Origin of the sequence: Rhizobium sp. BK456 (assembly GCF_014194045.1) — a bacterium.
Lineage (GTDB): Bacteria > Pseudomonadota > Alphaproteobacteria > Rhizobiales > Rhizobiaceae > Rhizobium > Rhizobium redzepovicii.
This window is the reverse complement of sequence record NZ_JACIAO010000002.1, coordinates 573,770-595,956: the sequence shown is the minus strand read 5'-3', so window position 1 is coordinate 595,956 and position 22,187 is coordinate 573,770. Positions and strand designations below refer to the sequence as shown.

Genomic DNA, 22,187 nt, shown 5'->3' with positions numbered 1-22,187 from the left:
CCTTTCAGGCAAAGACCGGCGTCAGCTCGCCGCCGAAATCACTGTCGCGGAGCGCACCTTCGGTCAGAAGCATGGCGCCCAGCCGTCCGAGTTCGTCGGAGGATTTGGCTGCGACGAAATTGCCGCCGGTGAGCACCGCGATGCGTGGCGACTGCGTAAATCCAGCATAAGGATAACCGGTCGGCGTGAAATTCGCCACGCAAGGCCCCGAGGTGACCGGGCAGCCGGCAAGCGCCGGCATCAACGTGAGGGCGATGCGTGCGAGATGCTCGCGTTCAGCCACGCTGCCATCCGAACGGAACCACGCGCCGACATTCTCCAGCTCTCTGAAAGACAGCATCTCGGTGTCGCCACCGAGTTTCAGGTAGGTCTTGCCGTCGGGATAACGCACCGGCGGCAGGATATAGATGTGGTCCTCCTCCCGGTCACCGAGCACGATCGTCGACGGCATGTCGCCGAAGATCGCCATCTCGTTCTCACTGATCTCGTAGAAGGCGACCGTGCGCGCCATGACCCTGGTATCGACGGGACGCGGCAGCAAGGCATTGAAATTGCTGAAACCGCCGGCAGCGACCAGCACGCGCTCGGCACTGTAGGTTCTGCCACCGGCCATCACCTCGACATGGGAACCGGCGTCGCGCACGGATGTCGCGGTTGCTTCGATCAGCGAGACACCGCCCTGTTCGGCAAGCCTCGCCTGCGCCCGCACCAACGCCCGCGGGTTGATGTGCCCGGCGCGCTTGCGCTCGAAATATCCGGTGAAATCAGGATCGACGGCAAGATAGGAAAAACGTTGGCGAAGGTCCGACGGCGCGACGGTCTCGATATCGCTGCCGAGTGTCCGGCTGACGGTGAGCGCCCGGTTGATATAGTCCTGCTCGTCCTTTGGCGGCGGACCGGCGAAGAGGCAACCGACTTCGGAATAGAAGGAAATGCCGCTCCTTGCCTCGATCTCGCGGTAGCGGTCGAGCGCACGGGCGGCGAAACTTCCCCAGGTCAGATTGCCGTCGAACGTGCGGGTGATGCGCGCTTCGTCGTAATGGCTGGCGAATATCCCGTGATGGGCCTTGCGTTGCTCCGGCTCGCACGGGCCGATCAGCGCAATGCCGTCGGCCATCGAGGCGAGATGCCGTGCGGCAGCCGCCCCCATCATGCCGCGCCCGATGATGATAAACCTGAAATCGACTGCCATATCTAGCCTCGTGTCGAGGTGGCCTAACCTCATCGCGAGGTGGCCTAATCTCATCTCGAGGTAGCCCACCTCGTTTCAGGTGGGGATATCACGGCAAGCATCCTGATTCATATCGCAAAAATGCCGGAAAAATTCTCGGCCGACGCGTCCGGCGAAGCTCAGTCGAGCATCGCCAGGACCTTGCCGCAATAGGTCTTAGACACCGGGTTCATGCGCGTGGCGGCATGGCCGGCATTGTATTTCAGGATCGTGTTGCAGGTCTGCCCGCCGCCGAGCTGATGGGCGGCCGCCAGGTATTTCATCCCGTATTTGATGTTGGTCTCCGGATCGAACAGGCCCTTCTTCGTGCCAGAATAGCCCATCATCCGTGCCGTCGCCGGCTTGATCTGCATCAGGCCGATTTCGCCGGCGCTGCCGCGTGCCTTCGGATTGAAGTTGCTCTCGACACGCACGACGGCCTGGGCAAGCGCGACCGGCACGTCGTATTCAGCGGCATATTTATTGATCAGCGCGGCATAGGGAACGCTGGCGGAAAAATCGGGCATGGCATAGCCGCTCTGGCGATCGACGGTTTTCAGCGGGATGGTTTCAGCCCTGGCACCCCAGTCATCACCAGCCAAGGCAAAACTATATCCCGCCAGCAGCATGCCAACGCATGCCGCAGCACCAACAATCATATTCTTCATGTAGTCTATTCACTCCGACCCATAGAATTGCAGGACTGCGCGCCTCGCCGTCATCCGGTCATACGCGATCAAGGACTGATCGTGTTCCGCAGCAATTCTTATCGTTTCATTTGGCGCTCGTGGTTACACTTGAAAAAGCCGTGAGCGCTGTTCAGCGGGCGTTCTTAGACCATCGCAATGAGGAGATAATAGGGAAATGATGTGGCGAGGCGGTTTTCTCGCCAGCCGCAGAAATATCGGCCGGAAACCGGCCTCTTCCGCTCAGGAAAAACCCGGCAGCGCCGACAGCAGCCGGTGCAGCGTGTCGATCGTCGAGAAATCGGCGATGCCGTCCACCCGTTCAGGCCGGAAATGACGCTGGAAAGCTTCCACGTCTCCCGCCGTCTTCTCGGAAAATTGTCCTGTGATTTCAGTGCCATAGCCATATAGAGACAGCATCGACTGCAGCGCTTCGACAGGCTGGCCGGCATCACCCTGCTGGAAGAAGCGCCCGCCGGTGATCGTTGCCGGCTCGACCCAGTGACCGACGCCCGCCCTGTGGAGCTCGCCCCAGGGGAATTTCTCACCCGGATCGACCTTGCGGATCGGGGCGACATCGGAGTGCCCAAGGACCCGCTCCGGCGCGATTGACCAACGTTCGACACAGTCACGACACAATTCGATCACCGCGGCGATCTGCTCTTTCGGGTAATCGGGAAGTCCGCCGGGATGGCCGGCATTGGCGATCTCGATGCCGATCGACAGCGAATTGATATCCGTCTCGCCGTGCCAGCTGCTCTTTCCCGCGTGCCAGGCCCGCCGCACCTCCGGCACCAGCTGCACCACCTCGCCGTTCTCATGCACGAAATAATGGCTGGAGACCTGGCTCTCGGCGCGACAGAGCCAGTCGAGCGCGCCATCCGCCGTCGGCATGCCGGTATAGTGCAGCAGGATCATGTCCGGACGGCGCCCGTCCGCGCGCTCGCCGTGGTTCGGCGAAGGCTGCACGCGGGCGCTCCCGCAGTCGGCCTCGAAAGAGGTCATGCGGCTCGGCGTTCCTTCTCGATCGCCGCATAGGCCGCATTCAGCGCCGCCATGCGCTCATTGGCGATGACATGGAACTCCTTCGGCACGCCGCGCGAGATCAGCCGGTCGGGATGATGTTCGCTGACGAGACCGTGATAGCGGCGGCGGATGGTCGGGAAATCGTCCGAGGGCAACACACCGAGCACCTTGTAGGGATCGCCGCCTGTGGAGACGTGGCGGGCGGCGATCTGCTCGAAGCGCGTCTCGCTCATCTGAAAGATCTCGCCGATATGGCTGAGGAAATTCAGTTCCTTCTCGTGGATCAGCCCATCGGCCTTGGCGATATGGAAGAGACCGTCGAGCACGTCTTCCAGCACGGTGCAATTGGCCGCGCAGGTAACGCAAAGCGTCGAGAGCCGTTCGGCATAGGCTTCGTAGCCGGCCACGTCCTGGCGTGCGAGGTTGTAAAGCCTGGCGACGTTCTTTGCCTGGTCCTGCGGGAATTCGAAGATTTCGCGGAAGGCTTCGACCTCCTTCTCGCTGACGATGCCGTCGGCCTTGGCCATCTTGGCCGACAGCGCGATGATCGCCACGGAGAAAGCCACCTTGCGCCGGGTCTCGGGATCACCTTCAAAAACCGTTCGGATAGCCTCGACCACCGCCGACAGCGCATTGCCCGCGGTATTGCCAATGGCATTCAACAGTTTTTCCCAGAAGGACATCGAAATCTCTCGCACGCTTGTCAACTTATATGCAGATAGCTTGACCAAAGAATCGTAGCCTTTGCAAGGCGACTATTGGTCGTAGGGCCGAACACAGTTTTCACGATTTGGTAATTGTCGCACCGCAGCAAAGGTTCCTCCTGCGCTCGGCACCTCCGCTTCGCGGCGCGCCGCGCCGGCAATTTCCACAAGAGTTCTCCGCAGTCAGAACCGGCTTGAAACGATTATATCAACTCTTCCGGCCGCAACGCGGCAGAAAGGCGCTTTTTCGTAAATTCTTTACTTTACAGGCTCCCTTCCCTGCCGCATCCATGCGCTCATGCATGTCGCCCGGAGGTGTGCAGCGGATCCGGGATAACGACATCCATGAAAACAATGCGCTAACGCGCGTCGCTTGAATCGAATTCGAGGCGACGCCTGTAGCTGAAGCCGCCGCACCGAAACGCCATAGGAGGGATCATGGCCAAGCAGAAAGTTGCAATGCTGACCGCCGGAGGCCTGGCGCCCTGTCTTTCCTCCGCCGTCGGCGGACTGATCGAACGCTACAGCGACATCGCCCCCGACCTCGATCTCGTCGCCTACAAGTCCGGCTACCAGGGCGTATTGCTCGGCGACAGCGTCGAGATCACCCGCGAGATGCGCGAAAAAGCGCCGCTGCTACATCGTTATGGCGGCTCGCCGATCGGCAACAGCCGCGTCAAGCTCACTAATGCCGCCGACTGTGTCAAGCGCGGTCTGGTCAAGGAAGGGGACAACCCGCTGCGGGTTGCCGCCGAACGCCTCGCCAATGACGGCATCACCATCCTCCACACGATCGGCGGCGACGACACCAACACCACCGCCGCCGACCTTGCCGCCTATCTCGCCGCAAACGGTTACAACCTCACCGTCGTCGGCCTGCCGAAGACCGTCGACAACGACGTCGTGCCGATCCGCCAGTCGCTCGGCGCCTGGACGGCCGCCGAAGTCGGCGCACATTTCTTCGACAATGTCGGCAACGAACAGACGGCCGCCCCCCGCACCCTCGTCATCCACGAGGTCATGGGCCGCCATTGCGGCTGGCTGACCGCCGCGACCGCCCGCGCCTATCTCCAGCGCACCAGCCGCAACCAATATGTCGACGGCCTGATGATGGACGCGCATCTGAAGAGTATCGACGCCGTCTACCTGCCTGAAATGGCCTTCGACCTCGACGCTGAGGCCGCCCGCCTGAAGGAGAGCATGGACCGCAACGGCCACGCCACGGTCTTCGTCTCCGAAGGCGCCTGCCTCGACGCCATCGTCGCGGAGCGCGAAGCCGCCGGCGAGACGGTCAAGCGCGACGCCTTCGGCCATGTGAAAATCGATACGATCAATGTCGGCGCTTGGTTCCAGAAGCAGTTCGCCAGCCTTTTGAACGCCGAACGTTCGCTCGTGCAGAAATCGGGCTACTTCGCCCGCTCGGCGCCGGCCAACAGCGACGACCTCCGGCTGATCCAGAGCATGGTCGATCTTGCAGTCGAGAGTGCGCTCAACAGAGTCTCCGGCGTCACCGGCCACGATGAAGCGCAAAACGGTAAATTGCGCACTATAGAATTCCCGCGCATCAAGGGCGGCAAGGCTTTTGACCTGTCGACGGCATGGTTTGCCGAAGTCATGGACAATATAGGCCAGAAATACAAAGAAGCGTGATTGACGGATGGTTAATATGATGTCTTTGCTTGTTCCTGAGGAATAGGAGGAGACACCATGTCACTTGAAGCTTGGCTCGCTTTTGCGGCCGCATCCGCCATCATGCTGGCCATACCGGGACCGACGATACTGCTCGTCGTTTCCTATGCGCTCGGTCATGGACGCAGGACGGCGTTTGCGACGGTGAGCGGTGTGGCGCTTGGTGACTTCACCGCGATGACGGCGTCTCTCTTCGGTCTCGGCGCCGTCCTCGCCACCTCCGCCACCCTCTTCACCGTCCTGAAGTGGATCGGCGGCGCCTACCTGATCTGGCTGGGAATCAAGCTCTGGCGGGCCCCGGTCATCGGCGAACCGGTTGCCGACAACGACAATCTGCCGGAAGAGAAGTCGCTCAAGATCTTCCTCCACGCCTATGTCGTCACCGCCCTTAATCCGAAGAGCATTATCTTCTTCGTCGCCTTCGTGCCGCAGTTCCTCAATCCGGCCCTGCCCTTCGTCGGCCAGATGGCGATCATGGAAGCAACCTTCCTCGTGCTGGCGATCCTCAACGCTTCCGCTTATGCGTTTCTCGCCCATACCGCGCGCGGACTGATTCGCAAGGCGAGCGTCCAGCGCGCCGTAAACCGCACAGGCGGCACTCTGCTGATCGCTGCAGGCGCCGTAACCGCCGGGTATCGCCGTATTGCAGCTTAGAAATAATCCGTGGTTGCCGGAATGCCACGAATAGGTTAATGGGGTCGTCGGATTTAAGCTTTTTAGTAACTTTTATAACGCTGCCGGGGCGGCGCGATTTCACGAAAGTGACGGAATGGTAGCGATCGGATTGTCCGGGCTGAAACGCAGTCTTGTCGTTTCTACGGTGCTCTGCTGTGGCGTGATGACCGGCTGCGCGAGTGTCGAATACACCTCCCAGGCCGAACTGACAGCTGCGCAGACCGTGGTGCCGATGCCGAAACCCGGTGAAGACGCCACGCTTGCCGTAATCCCGACAGCCGAAGGCACGGCCGCTCAGGCGGTCGCCGGTGCCACCCTTTCCCCGGCATCCCCTGCCCTGACCGCAACGGCGATGCCGACCGTGACCGCCTCCCAGCCTGCCGATCTCACCATGGAGCCGGCAGCCTACGCGCAGATCCCGCTGACACCCGAGATGACGGCGATCCAGTCCGTGGTACCGACGCCGCGTCCGGGAGCGCCGGCACAGCCGGCAACGCAGCTTGCCTTTGCCGCGACACCGCAGAACGGCGCGCTTGCGGCACTTGCCGCAGTCGACACGACGCCGCGCGCCAGCATGGACTACGGTTTCGATGAATCCGGGCCGATCGATCCGCCGACGGCGCCGCCGATGTTCAGCGACGACGACAAGGACGATGCGCCGACCGTCGAAAAGAGCTTCGTCACCAAGCTCATTCAGAAATATTCGAAACTCTACGAAATTCCCGAGACGCTGCTCCACCGCATAGTCCATCGCGAGAGCCGCTACAATCCGAAGGCCTACAACAAGCGCGGCTATTTCGGCCTCATGCAGATCAAGTACAACACTGCCAAATCAATGGGTTATGACGGCGCCCCGGGCGGTCTCTTCGATGCCGAGACCAACATCAAATATGCCGCGAAATATCTGCGCGGCGCCTGGCTCGTCTCCGACAGCAAGGAAGACGATGCCGTGCGTCTCTATGCGCGCGGTTATTATTACGATGCCAAGCGCAAGGGCATGAACGACGTCGCGCAGGGCAATTACTGACAACTACCCCAGAAAGACGGCTCGGCCTATGGCCGCGGCTGGACCTGCCGCTCTGATCCGGCCTGCAGTTGCGGCATGCCCAATTGCGGCGACGCCGCCAGGACTGCCTTGAGAAGCGTTTGCGGCTGATAACCGAGCCAGCCCGGAGTCAGGCCAAGCCGGACGACGACCAGATTGGCGGACGGCACGATCGCCATGCTTTGCCCGTCATGCCCCGTCAGCCAGAACGTGTCCTCCGGCAGCCCGAATACAGCACTCGAGCCGCCGGGCGCGAGCCACGCCTGGCCTTGCGTATACCGGCCGTTCGATGCTGCCGTCGGCGTGCGCATGGCGCCGACGAACCCCTCCGGCAACAGCCGCCGGCCATTCCAGACGCCATCCTGCAGCAGGAACTGTCCGAAACGCGCCCAGTCATGCGCAGTCGCATAGAGATAGGAGCTTCCGGCAAAGGTGCCGCGCGCGTCGAGCTCGAAGACGGCGCTGGTCATGCCGAGCGGGGAGAAGAGCGCATCATGCGGATAGGAAAAGGCTGCCTGCGCATTGCCGACCCTGTCCATCCAGATGCGTGACAAGAGCGCCGCCGTGCCGCTCGAATAGCGGAACCGCTGCCCGGGTGCTGCCTCCATCGGCGCATTGGCCGGCAGCGAGACCATGTCTGGATCGAGATAGAGCATGCGCGTCACATCGGCAACGCTGCCGTAATCCTCATTGAAGGCAAGCCCGCTCTCCATGCCGAGCAGGTCGGAAACCTTGATCCTCGCACGCTGATCGTCCTTCCACTGTGCCATCAAGTGATCGTCGTCGAACGAGACCTTGCCGTCGAGCATCAGCCGGCCGAGGATGGCCGCGTTCACCGTCTTCGTCATCGACCAGCCGATCAGTGGCGTCTTCGACGAAAATCCGGGACCATAGGCTTCGGCGACGATACGGCCGCCGCGCACCACCACGATCGCCCGCATGGCCGGACCGGCAAATCGGGCATCGGCCAGCACCGCGGCGATCTTCGCGTCCGGCTGATTGCCAGTGCCCTCGCCTTGCGGCCACACCGCGTCATTCGCCTGCATCTTGGCCGGCGGATCGAACGGCACCGCGTTAATCGCCGCCTCGAAATTGCCGTCCGGCACGCTGGTGCATCCGAGAGCGCCGCGATAGAGCGCATAACTCGATGCGAACAGCCCCATGAAGCGCGCCGTCACCCGGCCGCTGTCACGCTCGACACCGACGCGAACCAGCCTCAGCAGCGGATTTCCCGGCGCCTGGACGTCGTCATGCAACACATCGTCGGCATCCCGGCTGGCGACGAAGACATTGGAGCAGACGATCTTGGCGGCGTAGCCGTCCCCGACGCGCAAGAGCTCCGGCGGCCAGGCGAAGAGCCAGCCGGTCCCGGCAGCGATGATGAGAGCCACAAGGAGAGCAAGCGCCTTCAGGACACGCAGCACAAATCGCATGGCATTCCTCCATGCCGGGAGAGAAGCAGGAATCGCGCCTGTCGGAAAGGGGCCGGTGCGAAGTAGGCGCACCATTCCGATCACTCTTCATTGATGCCGGAGCCTTCCGAGAACGGTGCCCCACAGCCCACGTCATCAAACTGTAGCAGTGGCGCGCTACACGCCCTGAACGCTAAAAAGGTGACAGACTCATGTCAGAATTTGCACCGGATGCCGGCTTCCGCAAGAACCGGAAACTCAAGGACGCCCTTCTCCGCCACAAGGCTTTTTCGAAGGAAGGTTTTTCCGAGCGTCTCTTCGGCCTCCTCTTCTCCGGCCTCGTTTATCCGCAGATCTGGGAGGATCCGGATCTCGACATGCAGGCGATGGAGCTGAAGCCCAACCATCGCATCGTCACCATCGGCTCCGGCGGCTGCAACATGCTCGCCTATCTCTCCAAAGCGCCGGCATCGATCGACGTCGTCGACCTCAACCCGCACCACATCGCGCTGAACCGCCTGAAGCTCGCCGCCTTCAAGCATCTGCCGGATCATGCCGATCTCGTCCGTTTCCTGGCCATGCCGAACGAGAAGTCGAACAGCCGCGCCTACGACCGGCATCTTGCCGTCAAGCTTGACGAGGCGACCCGCAGCTATTGGAACGGCCGCAAGTTCGGCCGCCGCCGCGTCACCGTCTTCGACCGCAACATCTACGAAACCGGTCTGCTCGGTCGCTTCATCGGCGCGGCCCATCTTCTTGCCCGCCTGCATGGCGTCAAGCTGCGCGAGATGACCAAGACCCGCTCGATCCGCGAGCAGCGCCAGTTCTTCGAAGAGCAGATCGCGCCGCTGTTCGAAAAGCCGGTGGTGCGCTGGATCACCGGCCGCAAGAGCTCGCTCTTCGGCCTTGGCATCCCGCCGCAGCAATATGACGAGCTCGCAAGCCTGGCCGCCGACCATTCGATCGCACCGGTGCTGAAGCACCGCCTGGAAAAGCTCGCCTGTCATTTCCCGATGCGCGACAATTATTTCGCCTGGCAGGCCTTCGGCCGCCGCTACGGCACTGAAGAGGAAGGCCCGCTGCCGACCTATCTGAAGCCGGAGCACTATGAAGTGATCCGCGCCAATGTCGACCGCGTCAACGTCCACCATGCAAGCTTCACCGAGCTTCTGGCCCGCGAGCCGGCCGCCTCGCGCGACCGCTACATCCTGCTCGACGCGCAGGATTGGATGACGGACGAGCAGTTGAACGACGTCTGGCGGGAAATCACCCGCACGGCGCGTGAAGGCGCCCGCGTGATCTTCCGCACCGCCGCCGAAAAGAGCATCATCGAAGGCCGCCTGTCTCCTTCGATCCGCGACCAGTGGGACTACTTCGAGGAGAAGTCGCGCGAGCTGACGGCCCTTGATCGTTCGGCGATCTACGGCGGCTTCCACATTTACGGGAAGAAGGCGTGAGCAAGGTCGGCACCGAGACGGCAGGAAAGAGCGGCGAACATGCCAGCCTGATGGATGGCATGTACCGCTACCAGCGCCATATCTACGATCTGACGCGCAAATATTACCTTCTCGGCCGCGACAGCACGATCCGCAATCTCGATGTACCCGAGGGCGGCACCCTACTCGAAGTCGGTTGCGGCACCGGCCGCAACATGGCCTTCGCCCACAGGCATTTCCCGACAGCCAAGCTGTTCGGCCTCGACATTTCCCAGGAAATGCTGATTTCGGCGCGCAAGACCTTCGCCACCAAGGCGACGATCCCGGAATTCCGCGTTGCCGATGCCACGGCCTTCACCCCGCGCGAATTCGGCGTCAGCGGCTTCGACCGCATCCTGATCTCCTATGCCCTGTCGATGATCCCGGACTGGGAGCGCGCCGTCGATGCGTCGATTGCCGCACTCAACCCCGGCGGTCAGTTGCACATCGTCGATTTCGGCCAGCAGGAAGGCCTGCCCGGCTGGTTCCGCCGCATGCTGCAGTCATGGCTCGCAAAATTCCACGTCACCCCGCGCTCCGATCTGCGGGAGCTCCTGGAAGCGCAAGCCCATGAAAACAACGCGAGATTGTTGTTCGACACCGTCGGCGGCGGTTACGCCTGGCGGGCGGCCATTATCAGCAACCGCTCATAATTCGCTTGAAACTAACCGATTTTTTACGTTGATATGGTGAAAAGAGGGTTATCCTCTGCCCACTCGTCTTTTTCGAAGGTCAGGCTGTGGGGCAAAGAGATCATTCGGTTCACGACGGGATGCCCATGCGCCGGCTTTTGTTTTGCGTTCTGCCTCTGGCCATTCTCCTGGCAGGCTGCTCCTCTTCTGGCCACGACTATCTCGAAACAGCATCGATCAAGCCGAAGACGCGATTCAAGGACACCGATCCGCAGGATTTCGGCCCGAAACATCCGCAGCAGAACCAGGTCCACGGCATCGATATCTCCAAATGGCAGGGCAATATCGACTGGGCGACGGTCAAAAATTCCGGTGTCGCCTTCGCTTTCATCAAGGCGACGGAAGGCAAGGACAGGGTCGATCCGCGCTTCGACGAATACTGGCGCGAGGCGCGCGCCGCCGCCATCCCGCACGCGCCCTACCATTTCTATTATTTCTGCTCCTCGGCCGATCAGCAGGCCGACTGGTTCATCCGCAACGTGCCGAAGGAGGCGATGCGCCTGCCGCCGGTGCTCGACGTCGAATGGAACGCCGAATCGAAGACCTGCCGCTACCGTCCCGACCCGGAAACGGTGCGCGCCGAAATGCAGCGTTTCATGGACCGGCTGGAGGCCTATTACGGCAAACGCCCGATCATCTACACCTCGGTCGATTTCCACCGCGACAATCTCGCCGGTTACTTCCAGGATTATCATTTCTGGGTGCGTTCGGTGGCAAAACACCCCGAAGTGACCTATTCCGACCGCCGCTGGGCCTTCTGGCAATACACCTCGACCGGCGTCATTCCAGGCATCAGCGGTCCCACGGATATCAATGTCTTTGCCGGCAGTGCAAAGAACTGGAACAATTGGGTCGCTGCCGTTTCCAAGGATAGAAATTCTTAGTAACGTCTTTCAATGTTTCTTGCTTCCGTCACATTCCTCTGGGAAAGCGACGAACATCCATTTGATATAAGGACCGCATCCATGCACCGCTCGCTCGCAAGCCGCTCTGCACTCGCCCTCCTGTTTGCCCTCGCCCTTGCGGGCGGCGCAGCCGCCCAGCAGGCACCTGCGGCGGATCCAGCCGCTCCGGCAGCACCCTGCGGCGGCGATCTGTCCGCCTTCCTTGAAGGCGTCAAGAAGGATGCAGTTGCCGCCGGCGCAAGCGCGGCAGCCGCCGACTCCGCTCTTGCCGACGCCGAGATCGACCCCAAGGTTCTGAGCCGGGATCGGGCCCAGGGCGTCTTCAAGCAGACCTTCCTTGAATTCTCCCAGCGCACCGTCAGCCAGGCTCGCCTCGACATCGGCCGCCAGAAGATGAAGCAATATGCCGACGTCTTTGCCCGCGCCGAACAGGAATTCGGCGTTCCCGCTGGCGTCATCACCGCTTTCTGGGCGATGGAAACCGATTTCGGCGCCGTCCAGGGTGATTTCAACACCCGCAACGCCCTGGTGACGCTGTCGCATGACTGCCGCCGCCCGGAACTCTTCCGCCCACAGCTGATCGCCCTCATCGAGATGGTCCAGCACGGCGATCTCGACCCCGCCACCAATACCGGCGCCTGGGCCGGCGAGATCGGCCAGGTGCAGATGCTGCCGCGCGACATCATCGCCTACGGCATGGACGGCGACGGCGACGGTCATGTCCGCCTGAAGCAGAGCGGCCCGGACGCCATCCTGACGGCGGCTAAGTTCATCCAGCATCTCGGCTTCGAGCGCGGCCAGCCCTGGCTGCAGGAAGTCACCCTGCCCGATAACCTGCCCTGGGAGAAATCCGGCCTCGGCGGCACGATGACGGCAGGCGAATGGTTCGCGCTCGGCGTCAAGCCGCGCGACGGCAACACCGCCTTCGGCAACCTCGAAGGCGATCTGGTGCTGCCGCAGGGCCGCATGGGACCGGCCTTCATCGCCTACCCGAATTTCAAGATCTATCTCGAATGGAACAAGTCGTTCATCTACACGACCTCGGCCGCGTATTTCGGGACCCGGCTTTCCGGCGCCCCGACCTATCTCAAGGGCGTGCCGGAACAGGGCCTCGCCAACGACCAGATGAAGACGCTGCAGACCAAATTGCAGTCGCTCGGGCATGATGTCGGCGAGATCGACGGCATCCTCGGCTCCGGCACGCGTGTCGCGATCCAGAAAGAGCAGCAGCGCCTCGGCATGCCGGCCGACGGCTGGGCAACGCCTGCCCTCCTCAACGCTCTCTGATCGCCGCCTGCACCTCACCGCCACCCGCGTCGCAAGAAACGGGTGGCGCGGTCCGCCGTCTGCGCTAAGCATGAGCCCTGACAGCCGGTGCCGGTTTTTAGCAACCGAGCGGCTTACGGTGGAGGAACCGGTATGGACAGCAGAATGAATGCCTGGACCTGGGGCCTGCTGCTCCTGCTCGGCCTGATCTGGGGAGGCTCCTTCTTCTTTGCCCGCATTGCCGTTCAGCATGTGCCGCCGCTGACCCTTGTCTTCCTTCGGCTGCTGCTCGCCGCGCTGGCGCTTCACGTCTATATCGCCGGCCGCTTCGACGTCTATTCGATCCTCAAGGCGCGCTGGCGCGAATTCCTGATCCTTGGGCTCATCAACAATGCTCTGCCGCATGCGTTGATCTTTTTCGGCCAGACCCGCATCGGCGCCGGTCTTGCCGCGATCCTGAACGCGACGACGCCGATCTGGACCGTGCTGATTGCCAACTACTTCACCTCGGACGAGAAGCTGTCCTCGGCAAAGATCGCCGGCTGCCTCGTCGGCCTCGCCGGAACGATCGTGCTGATCGGCCCCGGCCTGGCGGCCGGCGGCGAAGCGCCGCTCTGGGCTCTGCTGCTTCCCGTGCTCGCCGCCGTCTCCTATGGCTTTGCCGCCACCTACGGCAAGCGGTTCAAGGATGTTCCCGCACCGGTCACCGCGGCCGGCCAGTTGACGGCATCCTCGCTGATAACTCTGCCGCTGTCGCTGCTGGCCGATCGTCCCTGGACGCTCCCGATGCCGCCGGTCGATATTCTCGTCGCCGTGCTGGCGCTGGCGCTGGTATCGACCGCCTTCGCCTATATCCTCTATTTCCGGATCATGGCGGCGGCAGGTGCCACCAACGCCTCGCTCGTCACCTTGCTGGTGCCGCCGAGCGCCATCCTTCTCGGTGTGCTTTTCCTCGGCGAAAGGCTCACACCCGGCGAATTCGCCGGCATGGCGCTGATCGGTTTCGGCCTCGTCATTCTCGACGGCCGCGCCTATCGCCGGATGGTGAAGACCACCTGAGCCAGGTTGCGAATTCCGCGTGTTTTCAACCGCTTGCCTCTTCGCCATGTTTTCGGCGCATAGGTAAACCGGCAATCGTCGGATTTAACGGCACGTTAAAATCTGTGAACAAAAATTTATCGAATATAATCGATTAGTTTCAACGGCTTGCCGCTAGCCACGTCGACTTGTCCACCGCGCCCTTCGGCAGCGCAGCATAGAATCCGCTTCCCAACCGACATATTTCCGACATATTATCGGCCGGTTAACGCGAGGAGACAGACATGGGACTCACGCAATCCTTGAATGTTCTGTTGGTCAGTGCAGCGTTTGCTTTCGTCTTGTCCATGCTCTTCATCTGAGCTGGCCGATGAAAGTGGAATGACTGGTAGTACCTGAACTCCCCTGATCAATCCGCCAATGAAAAAGCGCATGTCCCGCCCGACATGCGCTTTTTCACCTTTTCAAACCCTTTAGATCAGGCCGCAGCGCCCGCGCTTTTTGCCGGCCGGCGGCAAAAGCCGAGATTTTCGAGCACAGCGGAAACCAGCGGCGCGCGGTTCATCGTATAAAGATGGAAGTCATGGATGCCGCGCCGGACGAGATCCTCGATCTGTTCGGCGGCGACATCGGCGGCGACCTTTGCCCGCTCCTCGGGCTTGTCGTCGAAACCGGCGAAGCGTTCATCGAGGAAGGCCGGGATGATCGTGCCGCAGGCGCCGGCGAAACGCTTCAGCTGCGTCAGGTTCTGGATCGGCATGATACCGGGCACAACGGGGATCGAGACCCCGGCAGCGCGCACCTTCTCCAGGTAGCGCTCGAAATTGTCGTTGTCGAAGAAGAACTGTGTCAGCGCCCGATCGGCGCCGTTATCGGCCTTGCGCTTCAGCATGTCGATATCGGCGGCCGTGTCACGGCTTTCCGGGTGTTTTTCCGGATAGGCGGAGACCGAAATCTCGAAATCGCCGACCGACTTAAGGCCAGCCACCAGCTCGGCCGCATTGGCATAGCCGCCGGGATGCGGCTGGTAGGGGGCGCCGGCGCCGCCGGGCGCATCGCCGCGTAGCGCCACGAAATGCGTGACGCCGACCTTGCGGAACGTCTCGATCATCTGGTGCGTCTCTTCCTTCGTCGCGCCGACGCAGGTCAGGTGCGAAGCGGTGGCGAGCGGCGTCTGCGACAGGAAACGCGTGACGGCGGTCAGTGTCGGCGCCCTGGTGGTCCCGCCGGCGCCATAGGTAACCGAGACGAAATCCGGGTCCCAGTCCTGCAGCTTGCTGACCGTATCCCAGAGCTGACCTTCCATCTCCTCCGATTTCGGCGGGAAGAATTCGAAGGAGATCCCAATATTGCGGCCGCGTGCCTCGTTATTCAAAGCCATGTCATACTCTCCCGGCAAATGTAGGTTCGGCGCCTTCGCTTAGTTGCGAAGCCATCAGGCGCCTCGGATCGCGCGCGAGCCAGACGGTGACCGTCAACCCCTGCCCGCTTTGCTGACCCGGATGAAGGTCCACGACCTGCTCGACGTCGAGCCCGGCCCTGTGCAGCCAGTCGGATATCGCCTGGTGCGAAAAGCCGAGACGGACATGCGCATGCTCGTCGCGGAGATATTCGAGCGTGTGCGGCGCAAGGTCGATGACCACGAGCCGGCCACCCGGCCGGAGCATGCGCGCCGCTTCCGCGATCGCAATTTCCGGCTGGTCGAAGAAATGCAGCACCTGGTGGATTGTCACCAGATCGAAATCCTGGCCCTCGAACGGCAGGTTCAAGATATCGGCATGGCGCACGGTCGCCTTGGTGATGCGGGACTTGTCGAGATTGGCGCGCGCCACGCTCAGCATGTCGCGGCTGGCATCGACGCCGATCGCCCGCCGGTAGAGCCCCGACAGCAGTTCGAGGATGCGGCCGGTGCCGGTGCCGAGATCGAGGAGCGAATCGATCGGCTGACTGCCGAGCAGCCGGATGACGGCGGCGTCGACCTCTTCATCGGCGGCATGCAGGCGGCGAAGCTCGTCCCACTCAGCGGCGTTGCGGCTGAAATAGGCCTGCGCCCGCTCGGCTCGCTGGCGCTTGACCTGCGACAGCCTTTCGCCGTCGCGAAGCACGGTCGGATCGTTCTCGGAGACATGCTTCAGTAATGCCCGCACCAGCATCGCCGCCTTGCCCTCCTGCTTGAGGCGGAAATAGGCCCAAGCGCCTTCCTGGTAGCGTTCGATCAGTTCGGCCTCGCCAAGCAGCTTCAGGTGGCGGGAGATGCGGGGCTGGGATTGGCCGAGAATTTCGGTAAGATCGGTTACCGTCAGGTCGCCACCGTCGAGAAGCGCCAGAAGACGCAGGCGCGTGGGCTCGCCGGCCGCCTTCATGACGTCCACCAGCGCATCCAGTCCAAGCTTCAAGGGTTCGCTCATCTTCAGTCCAATCAAGATATAAAGATATCTTTATGTGATTTGGACGATGGTGACAAGCGGCATTTCGCGCTTGAGCGAAATTGCCTGCTCAAATTGCGACAGGCCAGACGTGAAAAAGCCCCGGTAGAAACCAGGGCTTCGTGACTGCAAAAACGGCTGCAATCAGCGCGTCAGGCGCTTATGGGCCTGGCTGCCCGGATTGAGGGCATCGGGACCAAGACGACGCACCTTGTCCTGCTCATAATCCTCGAAATTGCCTTCGAACCATTCGACATGGCCTTCGCCTTCGAAAGCCAGGATGTGCGTCGCCAGGCGGTCGAGGAACATGCGATCGTGGCTGATGATGATGGCGCATCCGGCAAACGCCTCAAGCGCGCTTTCGAGCGCACCCAGGGTTTCCGTATCGAGGTCGTTGGTCGGTTCGTCGAGCAGCAGCACGTTGCCGCCGGCCTTGAGCATTTTGGCAAGGTGAACGCGGTTGCGCTGGCCGCCCGAGAGATTGCCGACCTTTTGCTGCTGATCGCCGCCCTTGAAGTTGAATGCGCCGCAATAGGCTCTGGAGTTCATATCGAACTTGCCGAGCTTGATGACTTCGGCGCCGCCAGAGATTTCCTCCCAGACGGTCTTGCTGCCGTCGAGTGCGTCGCGGCTCTGGTCGACATAACCAAGATGGACGGTCTCACCGATGCGGATCGATCCCGCATCCGGCCTTTCCTGGCCGGTGATCATACGGAACAGCGTCGTCTTGCCGGCGCCGTTCGGGCCGATAATGCCGACGATGCCGCCCGGCGGCAGCTTGATCGACAGGTCGTTGATCAGCGTGCGGCCCTCGAAGCCCTTGGTGATGCCTTCCATCTCGATGACCACCTGTCCCAAGCGCTCGCTGACCGGGATGATGATCTGCGCATCGCCGGGACGCTGCTTTTCGGCCGCCTCCACCAGCTGTTCATAGGACTTGATACGCGCCTTGGACTTGGCCTGACGAGCCTTCGGGCTGGAGGCGATCCATTCCTGTTCGCGGCTGATCGCCTTCTGGCGGCCGGCCTCTTCCCGGTTTTCCTGCTGCATGCGCTTGGCCTTGGCGAGCAGGTAGGCCGAGTAATTGCCTTCGTAGGGAATGCCGCGGCCGCGGTCGAGTTCGAGGATCCAGCCAGTGACGTTGTCCAGGAAGTAGCGATCGTGGGTGATCATCATCACGGCGCCCGGATAGTCGCGCAGATGCTTTTCGAGCCAGGCGATCGTCTCGGCGTCCAGGTGGTTGGTCGGTTCGTCGAGTAGCAGCAGGTCCGGCTGCGACAGCAGTAGCCGGCAGAGCGCGATACGGCGGCGCTCGCCGCCGGACAGGCTGGTGACATCGGCGTCGCGCGGCGGGCAGCGCAAGGCTTCCATCGCCATCTCGACCTGGCTTTCCAGATCCCAGAGGTTCTGGCTGTCGATGATGTCTTGAAGCTTGGCTCCCTCTTCCGCCGTCTCGTCGGAATAGTTCATCATCAGTTCATTGTAGCGTTCGAGCACGGCCGTCTTCGAGGCAACGCCTTCCATGACGTTTTCGAACACCGTCTTGTTGGGATCGATATGCGGCTCCTGCTCGAGGTAGCCGACCGTCGCTCCTTCGGCGAGCCAGGCTTCGCCGGTATATTCCTTGTCTTGGCCGGCGATGATGCGCAGCACAGTGGATTTACCGGCGCCGTTTGGCCCGAGAATACCGATCTTGGCATCCGGGTAGAAGGAAAGGTGGATGTTCTCCAAGATCTTCTTGTTGCCATAGGCCTTGTTGAGGCCGGACATATGATAGATGAACTGACGTGCCATGCTGCGCTGCTCCGGGCGGGAAACTTCGATTGTGCCGCTATGTAGGCGAAACAGCGCCTTCGGGCAACGCCGAAACCCGGTTTACGCAGGATTTCCGGTCAGAAGCCCGCTGCGTCGACGACGCCCTCGTCGCAGCCGAACGTCGTTTTTCCCGCGCCCTGGATCAGATCGCCAAGCCCGGTGCTCTTCGCCGACGCCGCCCCGGCGGCTTCCGAAAGCCCGATGGTCAACCCGCTGATCATCTTGACATTGCCGGCCCGACGGCAGCTCATTTTGACGCGTTCGCCGGCACCCGGCCCGAAGCTCTTGTCGAAAGCCGCCTTGATCGCCTCAGCCTTGACCGGCTTGCCGATATTGGCGGCGAAGAGATCGCGCACGGCCGAGGTGTTGAGCGCGCCGACGAGGTGCACGCCGACGCCGAAATAATCCTCGGCGCTCATTTTCGTGCAGGTGCCGTGCTTTACCCATTCATGTCGTTCCAGGCCGGATTGTGTGCCGGGCATCGCCTTTGCCAGCGCCGCCTGCGTCTCGGCCGACAGCGTAACCGCCGGCAGCGTGTCCCACTTGCCGTCCTTGTCGGCCGCTTTCTGCTCGGCGCTCACGCCGCAATAATCCTGCCGCATCGGCCAGAGCCCGTGCAGCGAAAAATTCGTCGCATCGGCGCGCTCGCCGGTCTGGCTTGCGCATTCGGCCTTCTTCTGATTCGTCTGGCAAAAGGCCGGCTGCCAGCTCGCCGAAAGAATAAAACGGGTGCGCCCACTAGCCTCCTGCGCCACGGCGGCGCCAGCAAGAACCATCGATACGGCGAACGTCAAGGTACGCAACTGCATGCTGCTCATTTCAACCCCCAAAAAAGAACAATACAGGAACAAATAAGCACGAAGATCGAAGACCCGCAACCCTGAATCGCAGCAGGAACGCAATTTGTTATCGGATAAACCCGGAACCGATGTTGCTTTTGGGCGGTGATCTGGTCTGTTGCCGCAAGGAGGATCCCGATGTTTTCTGAAACACAAAGGCTCGCTTCGACGGGGGCGTCGCTCGCCTATCACCATGATGAGGCCGTCGGCCCGGCACGCGGCATCCTGTTGATATCGCACGGTCTCGCCGAACATTCGAAACGCTATCGCGCCTTTGCCGAGGCGATGGCGGCGCGCGGCTATCATGTTTATGCCCATGATCATCGCGGCCACGGCGAGACAACGGCGCCCGACGCGCCGGTCGGCCGCTTCGCCCGGCGAGGCGGCGTCGACAGGGTGATCGGCGACGTCCTTGCCATGCGCGCTCACGCGGCCATGCGCCATCCCGGCCTGCCGGTAATCCTCTTCGGCCATTCGATGGGGGGCCTGATCGCCCTTAATGCCGCCGTCACGGCGCCGGCCGATTTTAACGCCGTCGCCGTCTGGAATTCGAATTTCGCCGTCGGCCTTGCCGGCCGCGCCGCCCAGGCGATCCTGCTTGCCGAACGCATGCTGAAGGGCTCCGACGTGCCGAGCGGCCTGTTGCCGAAGCTCACCTTCGCCGCCTGGGGGAAATCGATTGCGGGCCGCCGCACCGAGTTCGACTGGCTGTCGCGCCTTCCCGGTGAAGTCGACAAATATGTCGCCGATCCGCTCTGCGGCTTCGACGCCTCGGTCTCGCTCTGGCTCGATCTCTTCGAAATGACGTTTCGCGCCCCGCAGAAGCTCCATCTGGATCGGCTGCCGCGCGACCTGCCGATCCATCTGGTAGGCGGCGGAGAAGACCCGGCAACCGAGCGCGGAAAAGCCGTGCTCTGGCTGTCAAACCATTTGAAAGCCTGCGGCTTCTCTCGTATCAGCACTGAGATATATCAGGACATGCGGCACGAAACGCTGAACGAGATCGGCGCGGATGCTGCAACCGCCGCCTTTGCGGACTGGTGCGACGAGGCCCTCGCCAGATTCCAAACGGCAAGATCCTGAGCCAGAGAGATTCCGTCATGAGCAGCACCTCCGCCCGCCCCGTTTCCTCAGCCTCCGAGGTGACGACAGGGCTCGCGCTGATGTTTCTTTCGGTGATGTTTTCGCCGCTGATCGATATTTTCGCCAAGCTTGCCGTCGTCACCATCCCCTCCGCCGAGGTTACCGCCGGCCGCTTCGTCGTGCAGGCGCTCTGCATGCTGCCGATCGTCATATGGCGGCGCAGCTTTGCCGATTTCTCGTGGCGCCAGAGCCTGTTCCATGCCATCCGCGGCTTGATCATCACCGTCTCGATGATCTCTTTCGTCACCACGCTGAAATACATGGCGGTTGCCGACGCGATTGCGATCTTCTTCGTCGAGCCGATCATGGTGACCATCCTCGGCGGCATCTTCCTGAAGGAGACGATCGGCTGGCGGCGCTATACCGCCTGTGGCGCCGGCTTCTTCGGGGCGATGCTGATCATCCAGCCGAGTTTCCAGGAAGTCGGCTATATCGCCCTCCTGCCCGTCCTCAGTGCGCTTTGCATCGCGATCTTCGTGCTGATGACCCGCGTCCTCTCGCACCGGGAAGATCCCTGGGCGATGCAGTTCCAGATGGGCATCTGGGGCCTCATCTTCTGCGCCGTCCTGCTTTTTATCGGCGATGGAAGCGGCTCTGATCTCTTCGATCCCGTCGTGCCCGAAGGCAGCGCCTGGTTCTACGTCGCCGGTGTCGGCGCCATGGCCGCAATTGCGGGCATCTTCGGCGTCTATGCCTATCGCGCCGCACCCGCCTCGACGCTGGCGCCGCTGCAATATTTTGAAATCGTCTCAGCGACGATCTTCGCCTGGCTGGTTTTCGGCGACTTCCCGGACGCGGTCAAATGGCTCGGCATCGCCATCATCACGGCATCGGGCTTGTACATCCTCTGGCGCGAGCGCCGCTTTGCTTCAAGGCCTCTATCCGATACATCTGAGGCGACGCTGGCGCCGTAAAGACCGACGAGGGAATATGACGCAGACCACGAAAAAGCCGCCGCTTGCAGGCATCCGGGTGATCGAGCTTGCCCGCGTGCTGGCCGGCCCCTGGGCCGGCCAGATGCTTGCCGATCTCGGCGCCGACGTCATCAAGGTAGAAAACCCCGACGGCGGCGACGATACCCGCCAATGGGGGCCGCCCTTCGTCGAAGGCGCGGACGGCGAAAATCTCTCGGCCGCCTACTACCACGCCACCAATCGCGGCAAACGCTCCGTCACCGCCGATCTGAAGAGCGCCGAAGGTCAGGATCTCGTCCGCCGCCTGGTTGCGTCAGCCGATGTGGTGATCGAGAACTTCAAGCTCGGCGGTCTCGTCAAATACGGGCTCGATTACGACAGCCTGCGCAAGGTCAACCCGAAGCTCGTTTATTGCTCGATCACCGGCTTCGGTCAGACCGGCCCCTATGCCAGCCTCGCCGGCTATGATTACATCGTCCAGGGCATGTCCGGCTTCATGTCGATCACCGGCGAGCCGGACGGCCAGCCGATGAAGGCCGGCGTTGCCATCGCCGATATCTTCACCGGCATCTATGCCGTCTCGGCGATCGAGGCCGCCCTGATCCACGCGCTCAAGTCGGGCGAAGGCCAGCTCGTCGACATGGCCCTGCTCGACGTGCAATCGGCCGTTCTCGCCAATCAGAACATGAACTACTTGGTTTCCGGGGCCGCCCCCACCCGCCTCGGCAATGCCCATCCGAATATCTCGCCCTATGAGGTCGTGCCAGCGGCGGACGGTTTTCTCATTCTTGCCATCGGCAATGACGGCCAGTTCCGCCGCCTCTGCGCCATCCTCGGCCTGGATGCGATCGCCGGCGACGGGCGTTACGCCACCAACAAGGCCCGCGTCGCCAATCGCGGCGAAGTCCGCCGTCTCGTCTCCACCGAGACGCTAAAATGGCGCAAGGCGGATTTGTTGAAGGCCTGCGAGGAGAATGGAGTTCCCGCCGGCCCGATCAACACGATCGAGGAAATGTTTGCCGATCCGCAGGTAGAAGCCCGCGGCCTGCGCATCGATCTTGCCGATCGCGCCGGTACAGTCATCCCCGGAGTCAGGACGCCGGTAGTGCTGTCGGAAACGCCGCTGCACTATAGCAGGCCGAGCCCGCGTCTCGGCGAACACACCGAAGAGATTCTGGCGGAACTCGCCGAGCGCGAGAGGAAGGCATCGTCATGAAGAAGGCATTG

20 protein-coding genes are annotated in these 22,187 nt (G+C 62.0%); 11 read left to right on the top strand and 9 right to left on the bottom strand.

Translation table 11 applies throughout. The features are described from left to right. Window positions 1-4: 4 nt before the first annotated feature. From FHX03_RS09150 to FHX03_RS09135, 4 genes are all read right to left on the bottom strand, one after another. Window positions 5-1,192, bottom strand: coding sequence for an NAD(P)/FAD-dependent oxidoreductase (locus FHX03_RS09150; RefSeq protein WP_183853384.1), 1,188 nt, complete (start codon window positions 1,190-1,192; stop codon window positions 5-7). A gap of 158 nt (window positions 1,193-1,350) precedes the next feature. After that, window positions 1,351-1,878, bottom strand: coding sequence for a lytic transglycosylase domain-containing protein (locus tag FHX03_RS09145; protein WP_097628237.1), 528 nt, complete (start codon window positions 1,876-1,878; stop codon window positions 1,351-1,353). Between the two features lie 261 nt (window positions 1,879-2,139). After that, a complete protein-coding gene (locus FHX03_RS09140) occupies window positions 2,140-2,901 on the bottom strand; it encodes an N-acetylmuramoyl-L-alanine amidase (RefSeq protein ID WP_183853383.1) in 762 nt (253 codons plus the stop codon). Further along, entirely contained in the window at window positions 2,898-3,605 is a 708-nt protein-coding gene (locus FHX03_RS09135; protein ID WP_003593343.1) for a J domain-containing protein, read from the bottom strand. Before FHX03_RS09135 ends, FHX03_RS09140 begins: the two co-directional genes overlap by 4 nt. A 459-nt stretch (window positions 3,606-4,064) precedes the next feature. On the opposite strand from FHX03_RS09135, the gene FHX03_RS09130 reads away from it, so the two are divergent. The 3 genes from FHX03_RS09130 (at window position 4,065) to FHX03_RS09120 (ending at window position 7,017) form a co-directional block, all read left to right on the top strand. Then, window positions 4,065-5,276 (top strand): pyrophosphate--fructose-6-phosphate 1-phosphotransferase, encoded by a 1,212-nt coding sequence (locus FHX03_RS09130; protein WP_183853381.1) that lies wholly within the window; start codon window positions 4,065-4,067, stop codon window positions 5,274-5,276. Window positions 5,277-5,333: 57 nt separating this feature from the next. Next, complete coding sequence (locus FHX03_RS09125; RefSeq protein ID WP_183853379.1) at window positions 5,334-5,969, top strand: LysE family translocator; 636 nt, start codon at window positions 5,334-5,336, stop codon at window positions 5,967-5,969. A 115-nt stretch (window positions 5,970-6,084) separates the two neighbouring features. After that, a complete protein-coding gene (locus tag FHX03_RS09120) occupies window positions 6,085-7,017 on the top strand; it encodes a lytic transglycosylase domain-containing protein (RefSeq protein ID WP_183853378.1) in 933 nt (310 codons plus the stop codon). A 26-nt stretch (window positions 7,018-7,043) separates the two neighbouring features. Here the strand turns inward: FHX03_RS09120 and FHX03_RS09115 are convergent, their stop codons facing one another. Next, the gene (locus FHX03_RS09115) at window positions 7,044-8,468 is read right to left on the bottom strand and encodes a serine hydrolase domain-containing protein (protein WP_097628233.1); all 1,425 of its coding nucleotides are present in this window, start codon (window positions 8,466-8,468) and stop codon (window positions 7,044-7,046) included. 191 nt (window positions 8,469-8,659) lie between these two features. Between FHX03_RS09115 and FHX03_RS09110 the strand changes: the two genes are divergently transcribed. From FHX03_RS09110 to FHX03_RS09090, 5 genes are all read left to right on the top strand, one after another. Further along, window positions 8,660-9,904, top strand: coding sequence for a DUF3419 family protein (locus FHX03_RS09110; protein WP_097628232.1), 1,245 nt, complete (start codon window positions 8,660-8,662; stop codon window positions 9,902-9,904). Next, window positions 9,901-10,575 (top strand): class I SAM-dependent methyltransferase, encoded by a 675-nt coding sequence (locus FHX03_RS09105; protein WP_097628231.1) that lies wholly within the window; start codon window positions 9,901-9,903, stop codon window positions 10,573-10,575. The genes FHX03_RS09110 and FHX03_RS09105 overlap by 4 nt, the downstream gene beginning before the upstream one ends. Window positions 10,576-10,700: 125 nt before the next feature. Beyond that, window positions 10,701-11,498 carry a GH25 family lysozyme gene (locus FHX03_RS09100; RefSeq protein WP_183853376.1) on the top strand — a complete coding sequence of 266 codons (798 nt, stop codon included), beginning with the start codon at window positions 10,701-10,703 and terminating at the stop codon, window positions 11,496-11,498. A gap of 81 nt (window positions 11,499-11,579) precedes the next feature. Next, a complete protein-coding gene (locus FHX03_RS09095) occupies window positions 11,580-12,806 on the top strand; it encodes a lytic murein transglycosylase (RefSeq protein WP_183853374.1) in 1,227 nt (408 codons plus the stop codon). Between the two features lie 132 nt (window positions 12,807-12,938). Next, window positions 12,939-13,844 (top strand): DMT family transporter, encoded by a 906-nt coding sequence (locus FHX03_RS09090; RefSeq protein ID WP_097628228.1) that lies wholly within the window; start codon window positions 12,939-12,941, stop codon window positions 13,842-13,844. A 457-nt stretch (window positions 13,845-14,301) separates the two neighbouring features. On the opposite strand, the gene metF is transcribed toward FHX03_RS09090, so the two are convergent. The 4 genes from metF to FHX03_RS09070 all read right to left on the bottom strand — a co-directional run bounded on the left by metF (window position 14,302) and on the right by FHX03_RS09070 (window position 18,882). Next, on the bottom strand, window positions 14,302-15,204 hold the full coding sequence (gene metF, locus FHX03_RS09085) for a methylenetetrahydrofolate reductase [NAD(P)H] (RefSeq protein WP_183853372.1): 903 nt from the start codon (window positions 15,202-15,204) through the stop codon (window positions 14,302-14,304). Window position 15,205: 1 nt separating this feature from the next. After that, the gene (locus tag FHX03_RS09080) at window positions 15,206-16,231 is read right to left on the bottom strand and encodes an ArsR/SmtB family transcription factor (RefSeq protein WP_183853370.1); all 1,026 of its coding nucleotides are present in this window, start codon (window positions 16,229-16,231) and stop codon (window positions 15,206-15,208) included. Window positions 16,232-16,393: 162 nt separating this feature from the next. Continuing rightward, entirely contained in the window at window positions 16,394-18,043 is a 1,650-nt protein-coding gene (ettA, locus tag FHX03_RS09075; protein WP_097628225.1) for an energy-dependent translational throttle protein EttA, read from the bottom strand. 98 nt (window positions 18,044-18,141) lie between these two features. Further along, the gene (locus tag FHX03_RS09070) at window positions 18,142-18,882 is read right to left on the bottom strand and encodes a ribonuclease T2 family protein (protein WP_183853447.1); all 741 of its coding nucleotides are present in this window, start codon (window positions 18,880-18,882) and stop codon (window positions 18,142-18,144) included. Between the two features lie 159 nt (window positions 18,883-19,041). Between FHX03_RS09070 and FHX03_RS09065 the strand changes: the two genes are divergently transcribed. The 3 genes from FHX03_RS09065 to FHX03_RS09055 are packed head-to-tail and all read left to right on the top strand — an operon-like array spanning window position 19,042 to window position 22,176. After that, complete coding sequence (locus FHX03_RS09065; RefSeq protein WP_183853368.1) at window positions 19,042-19,986, top strand: alpha/beta fold hydrolase; 945 nt, start codon at window positions 19,042-19,044, stop codon at window positions 19,984-19,986. A 17-nt stretch (window positions 19,987-20,003) separates the two neighbouring features. After that, window positions 20,004-20,960 carry a DMT family transporter gene (locus FHX03_RS09060; protein ID WP_183853366.1) on the top strand — a complete coding sequence of 319 codons (957 nt, stop codon included), beginning with the start codon at window positions 20,004-20,006 and terminating at the stop codon, window positions 20,958-20,960. Between the two features lie 16 nt (window positions 20,961-20,976). Beyond that, window positions 20,977-22,176, top strand: coding sequence for a CaiB/BaiF CoA transferase family protein (locus FHX03_RS09055; protein ID WP_183853364.1), 1,200 nt, complete (start codon window positions 20,977-20,979; stop codon window positions 22,174-22,176). Window positions 22,177-22,187 lie beyond the last annotated feature (11 nt).

Coding starts and splice junctions, on each gene's coding strand:
- FHX03_RS09150 (WP_183853384.1), bottom strand. CDS start 1,192: ATGGCAGTCGATTTCAGGTTTATCATCATCGGGCGCGGCATGATGGGG.
- FHX03_RS09145 (WP_097628237.1), bottom strand. CDS start 1,878: ATGAAGAATATGATTGTTGGTGCTGCGGCATGCGTTGGCATGCTGCTG.
- FHX03_RS09140 (WP_183853383.1), bottom strand. CDS start 2,901: ATGACCTCTTTCGAGGCCGACTGCGGGAGCGCCCGCGTGCAGCCTTCG.
- FHX03_RS09135 (WP_003593343.1), bottom strand. CDS start 3,605: ATGTCCTTCTGGGAAAAACTGTTGAATGCCATTGGCAATACCGCGGGC.
- FHX03_RS09130 (WP_183853381.1), top strand. CDS start 4,065: ATGGCCAAGCAGAAAGTTGCAATGCTGACCGCCGGAGGCCTGGCGCCC.
- FHX03_RS09125 (WP_183853379.1), top strand. CDS start 5,334: ATGTCACTTGAAGCTTGGCTCGCTTTTGCGGCCGCATCCGCCATCATG.
- FHX03_RS09120 (WP_183853378.1), top strand. CDS start 6,085: ATGGTAGCGATCGGATTGTCCGGGCTGAAACGCAGTCTTGTCGTTTCT.
- FHX03_RS09115 (WP_097628233.1), bottom strand. CDS start 8,468: ATGCGATTTGTGCTGCGTGTCCTGAAGGCGCTTGCTCTCCTTGTGGCT.
- FHX03_RS09110 (WP_097628232.1), top strand. CDS start 8,660: ATGTCAGAATTTGCACCGGATGCCGGCTTCCGCAAGAACCGGAAACTC.
- FHX03_RS09100 (WP_183853376.1), top strand. CDS start 10,701: ATGCGCCGGCTTTTGTTTTGCGTTCTGCCTCTGGCCATTCTCCTGGCA.
- FHX03_RS09095 (WP_183853374.1), top strand. CDS start 11,580: ATGCACCGCTCGCTCGCAAGCCGCTCTGCACTCGCCCTCCTGTTTGCC.
- FHX03_RS09090 (WP_097628228.1), top strand. CDS start 12,939: ATGGACAGCAGAATGAATGCCTGGACCTGGGGCCTGCTGCTCCTGCTC.
- metF (WP_183853372.1), bottom strand. CDS start 15,204: ATGGCTTTGAATAACGAGGCACGCGGCCGCAATATTGGGATCTCCTTC.
- FHX03_RS09080 (WP_183853370.1), bottom strand. CDS start 16,231: ATGAGCGAACCCTTGAAGCTTGGACTGGATGCGCTGGTGGACGTCATG.
- ettA (WP_097628225.1), bottom strand. CDS start 18,043: ATGGCACGTCAGTTCATCTATCATATGTCCGGCCTCAACAAGGCCTAT.
- FHX03_RS09070 (WP_183853447.1), bottom strand. CDS start 18,882: ATGAGCAGCATGCAGTTGCGTACCTTGACGTTCGCCGTATCGATGGTT.
- FHX03_RS09065 (WP_183853368.1), top strand. CDS start 19,042: ATGTTTTCTGAAACACAAAGGCTCGCTTCGACGGGGGCGTCGCTCGCC.
- FHX03_RS09060 (WP_183853366.1), top strand. CDS start 20,004: ATGAGCAGCACCTCCGCCCGCCCCGTTTCCTCAGCCTCCGAGGTGACG.
- FHX03_RS09055 (WP_183853364.1), top strand. CDS start 20,977: ATGACGCAGACCACGAAAAAGCCGCCGCTTGCAGGCATCCGGGTGATC.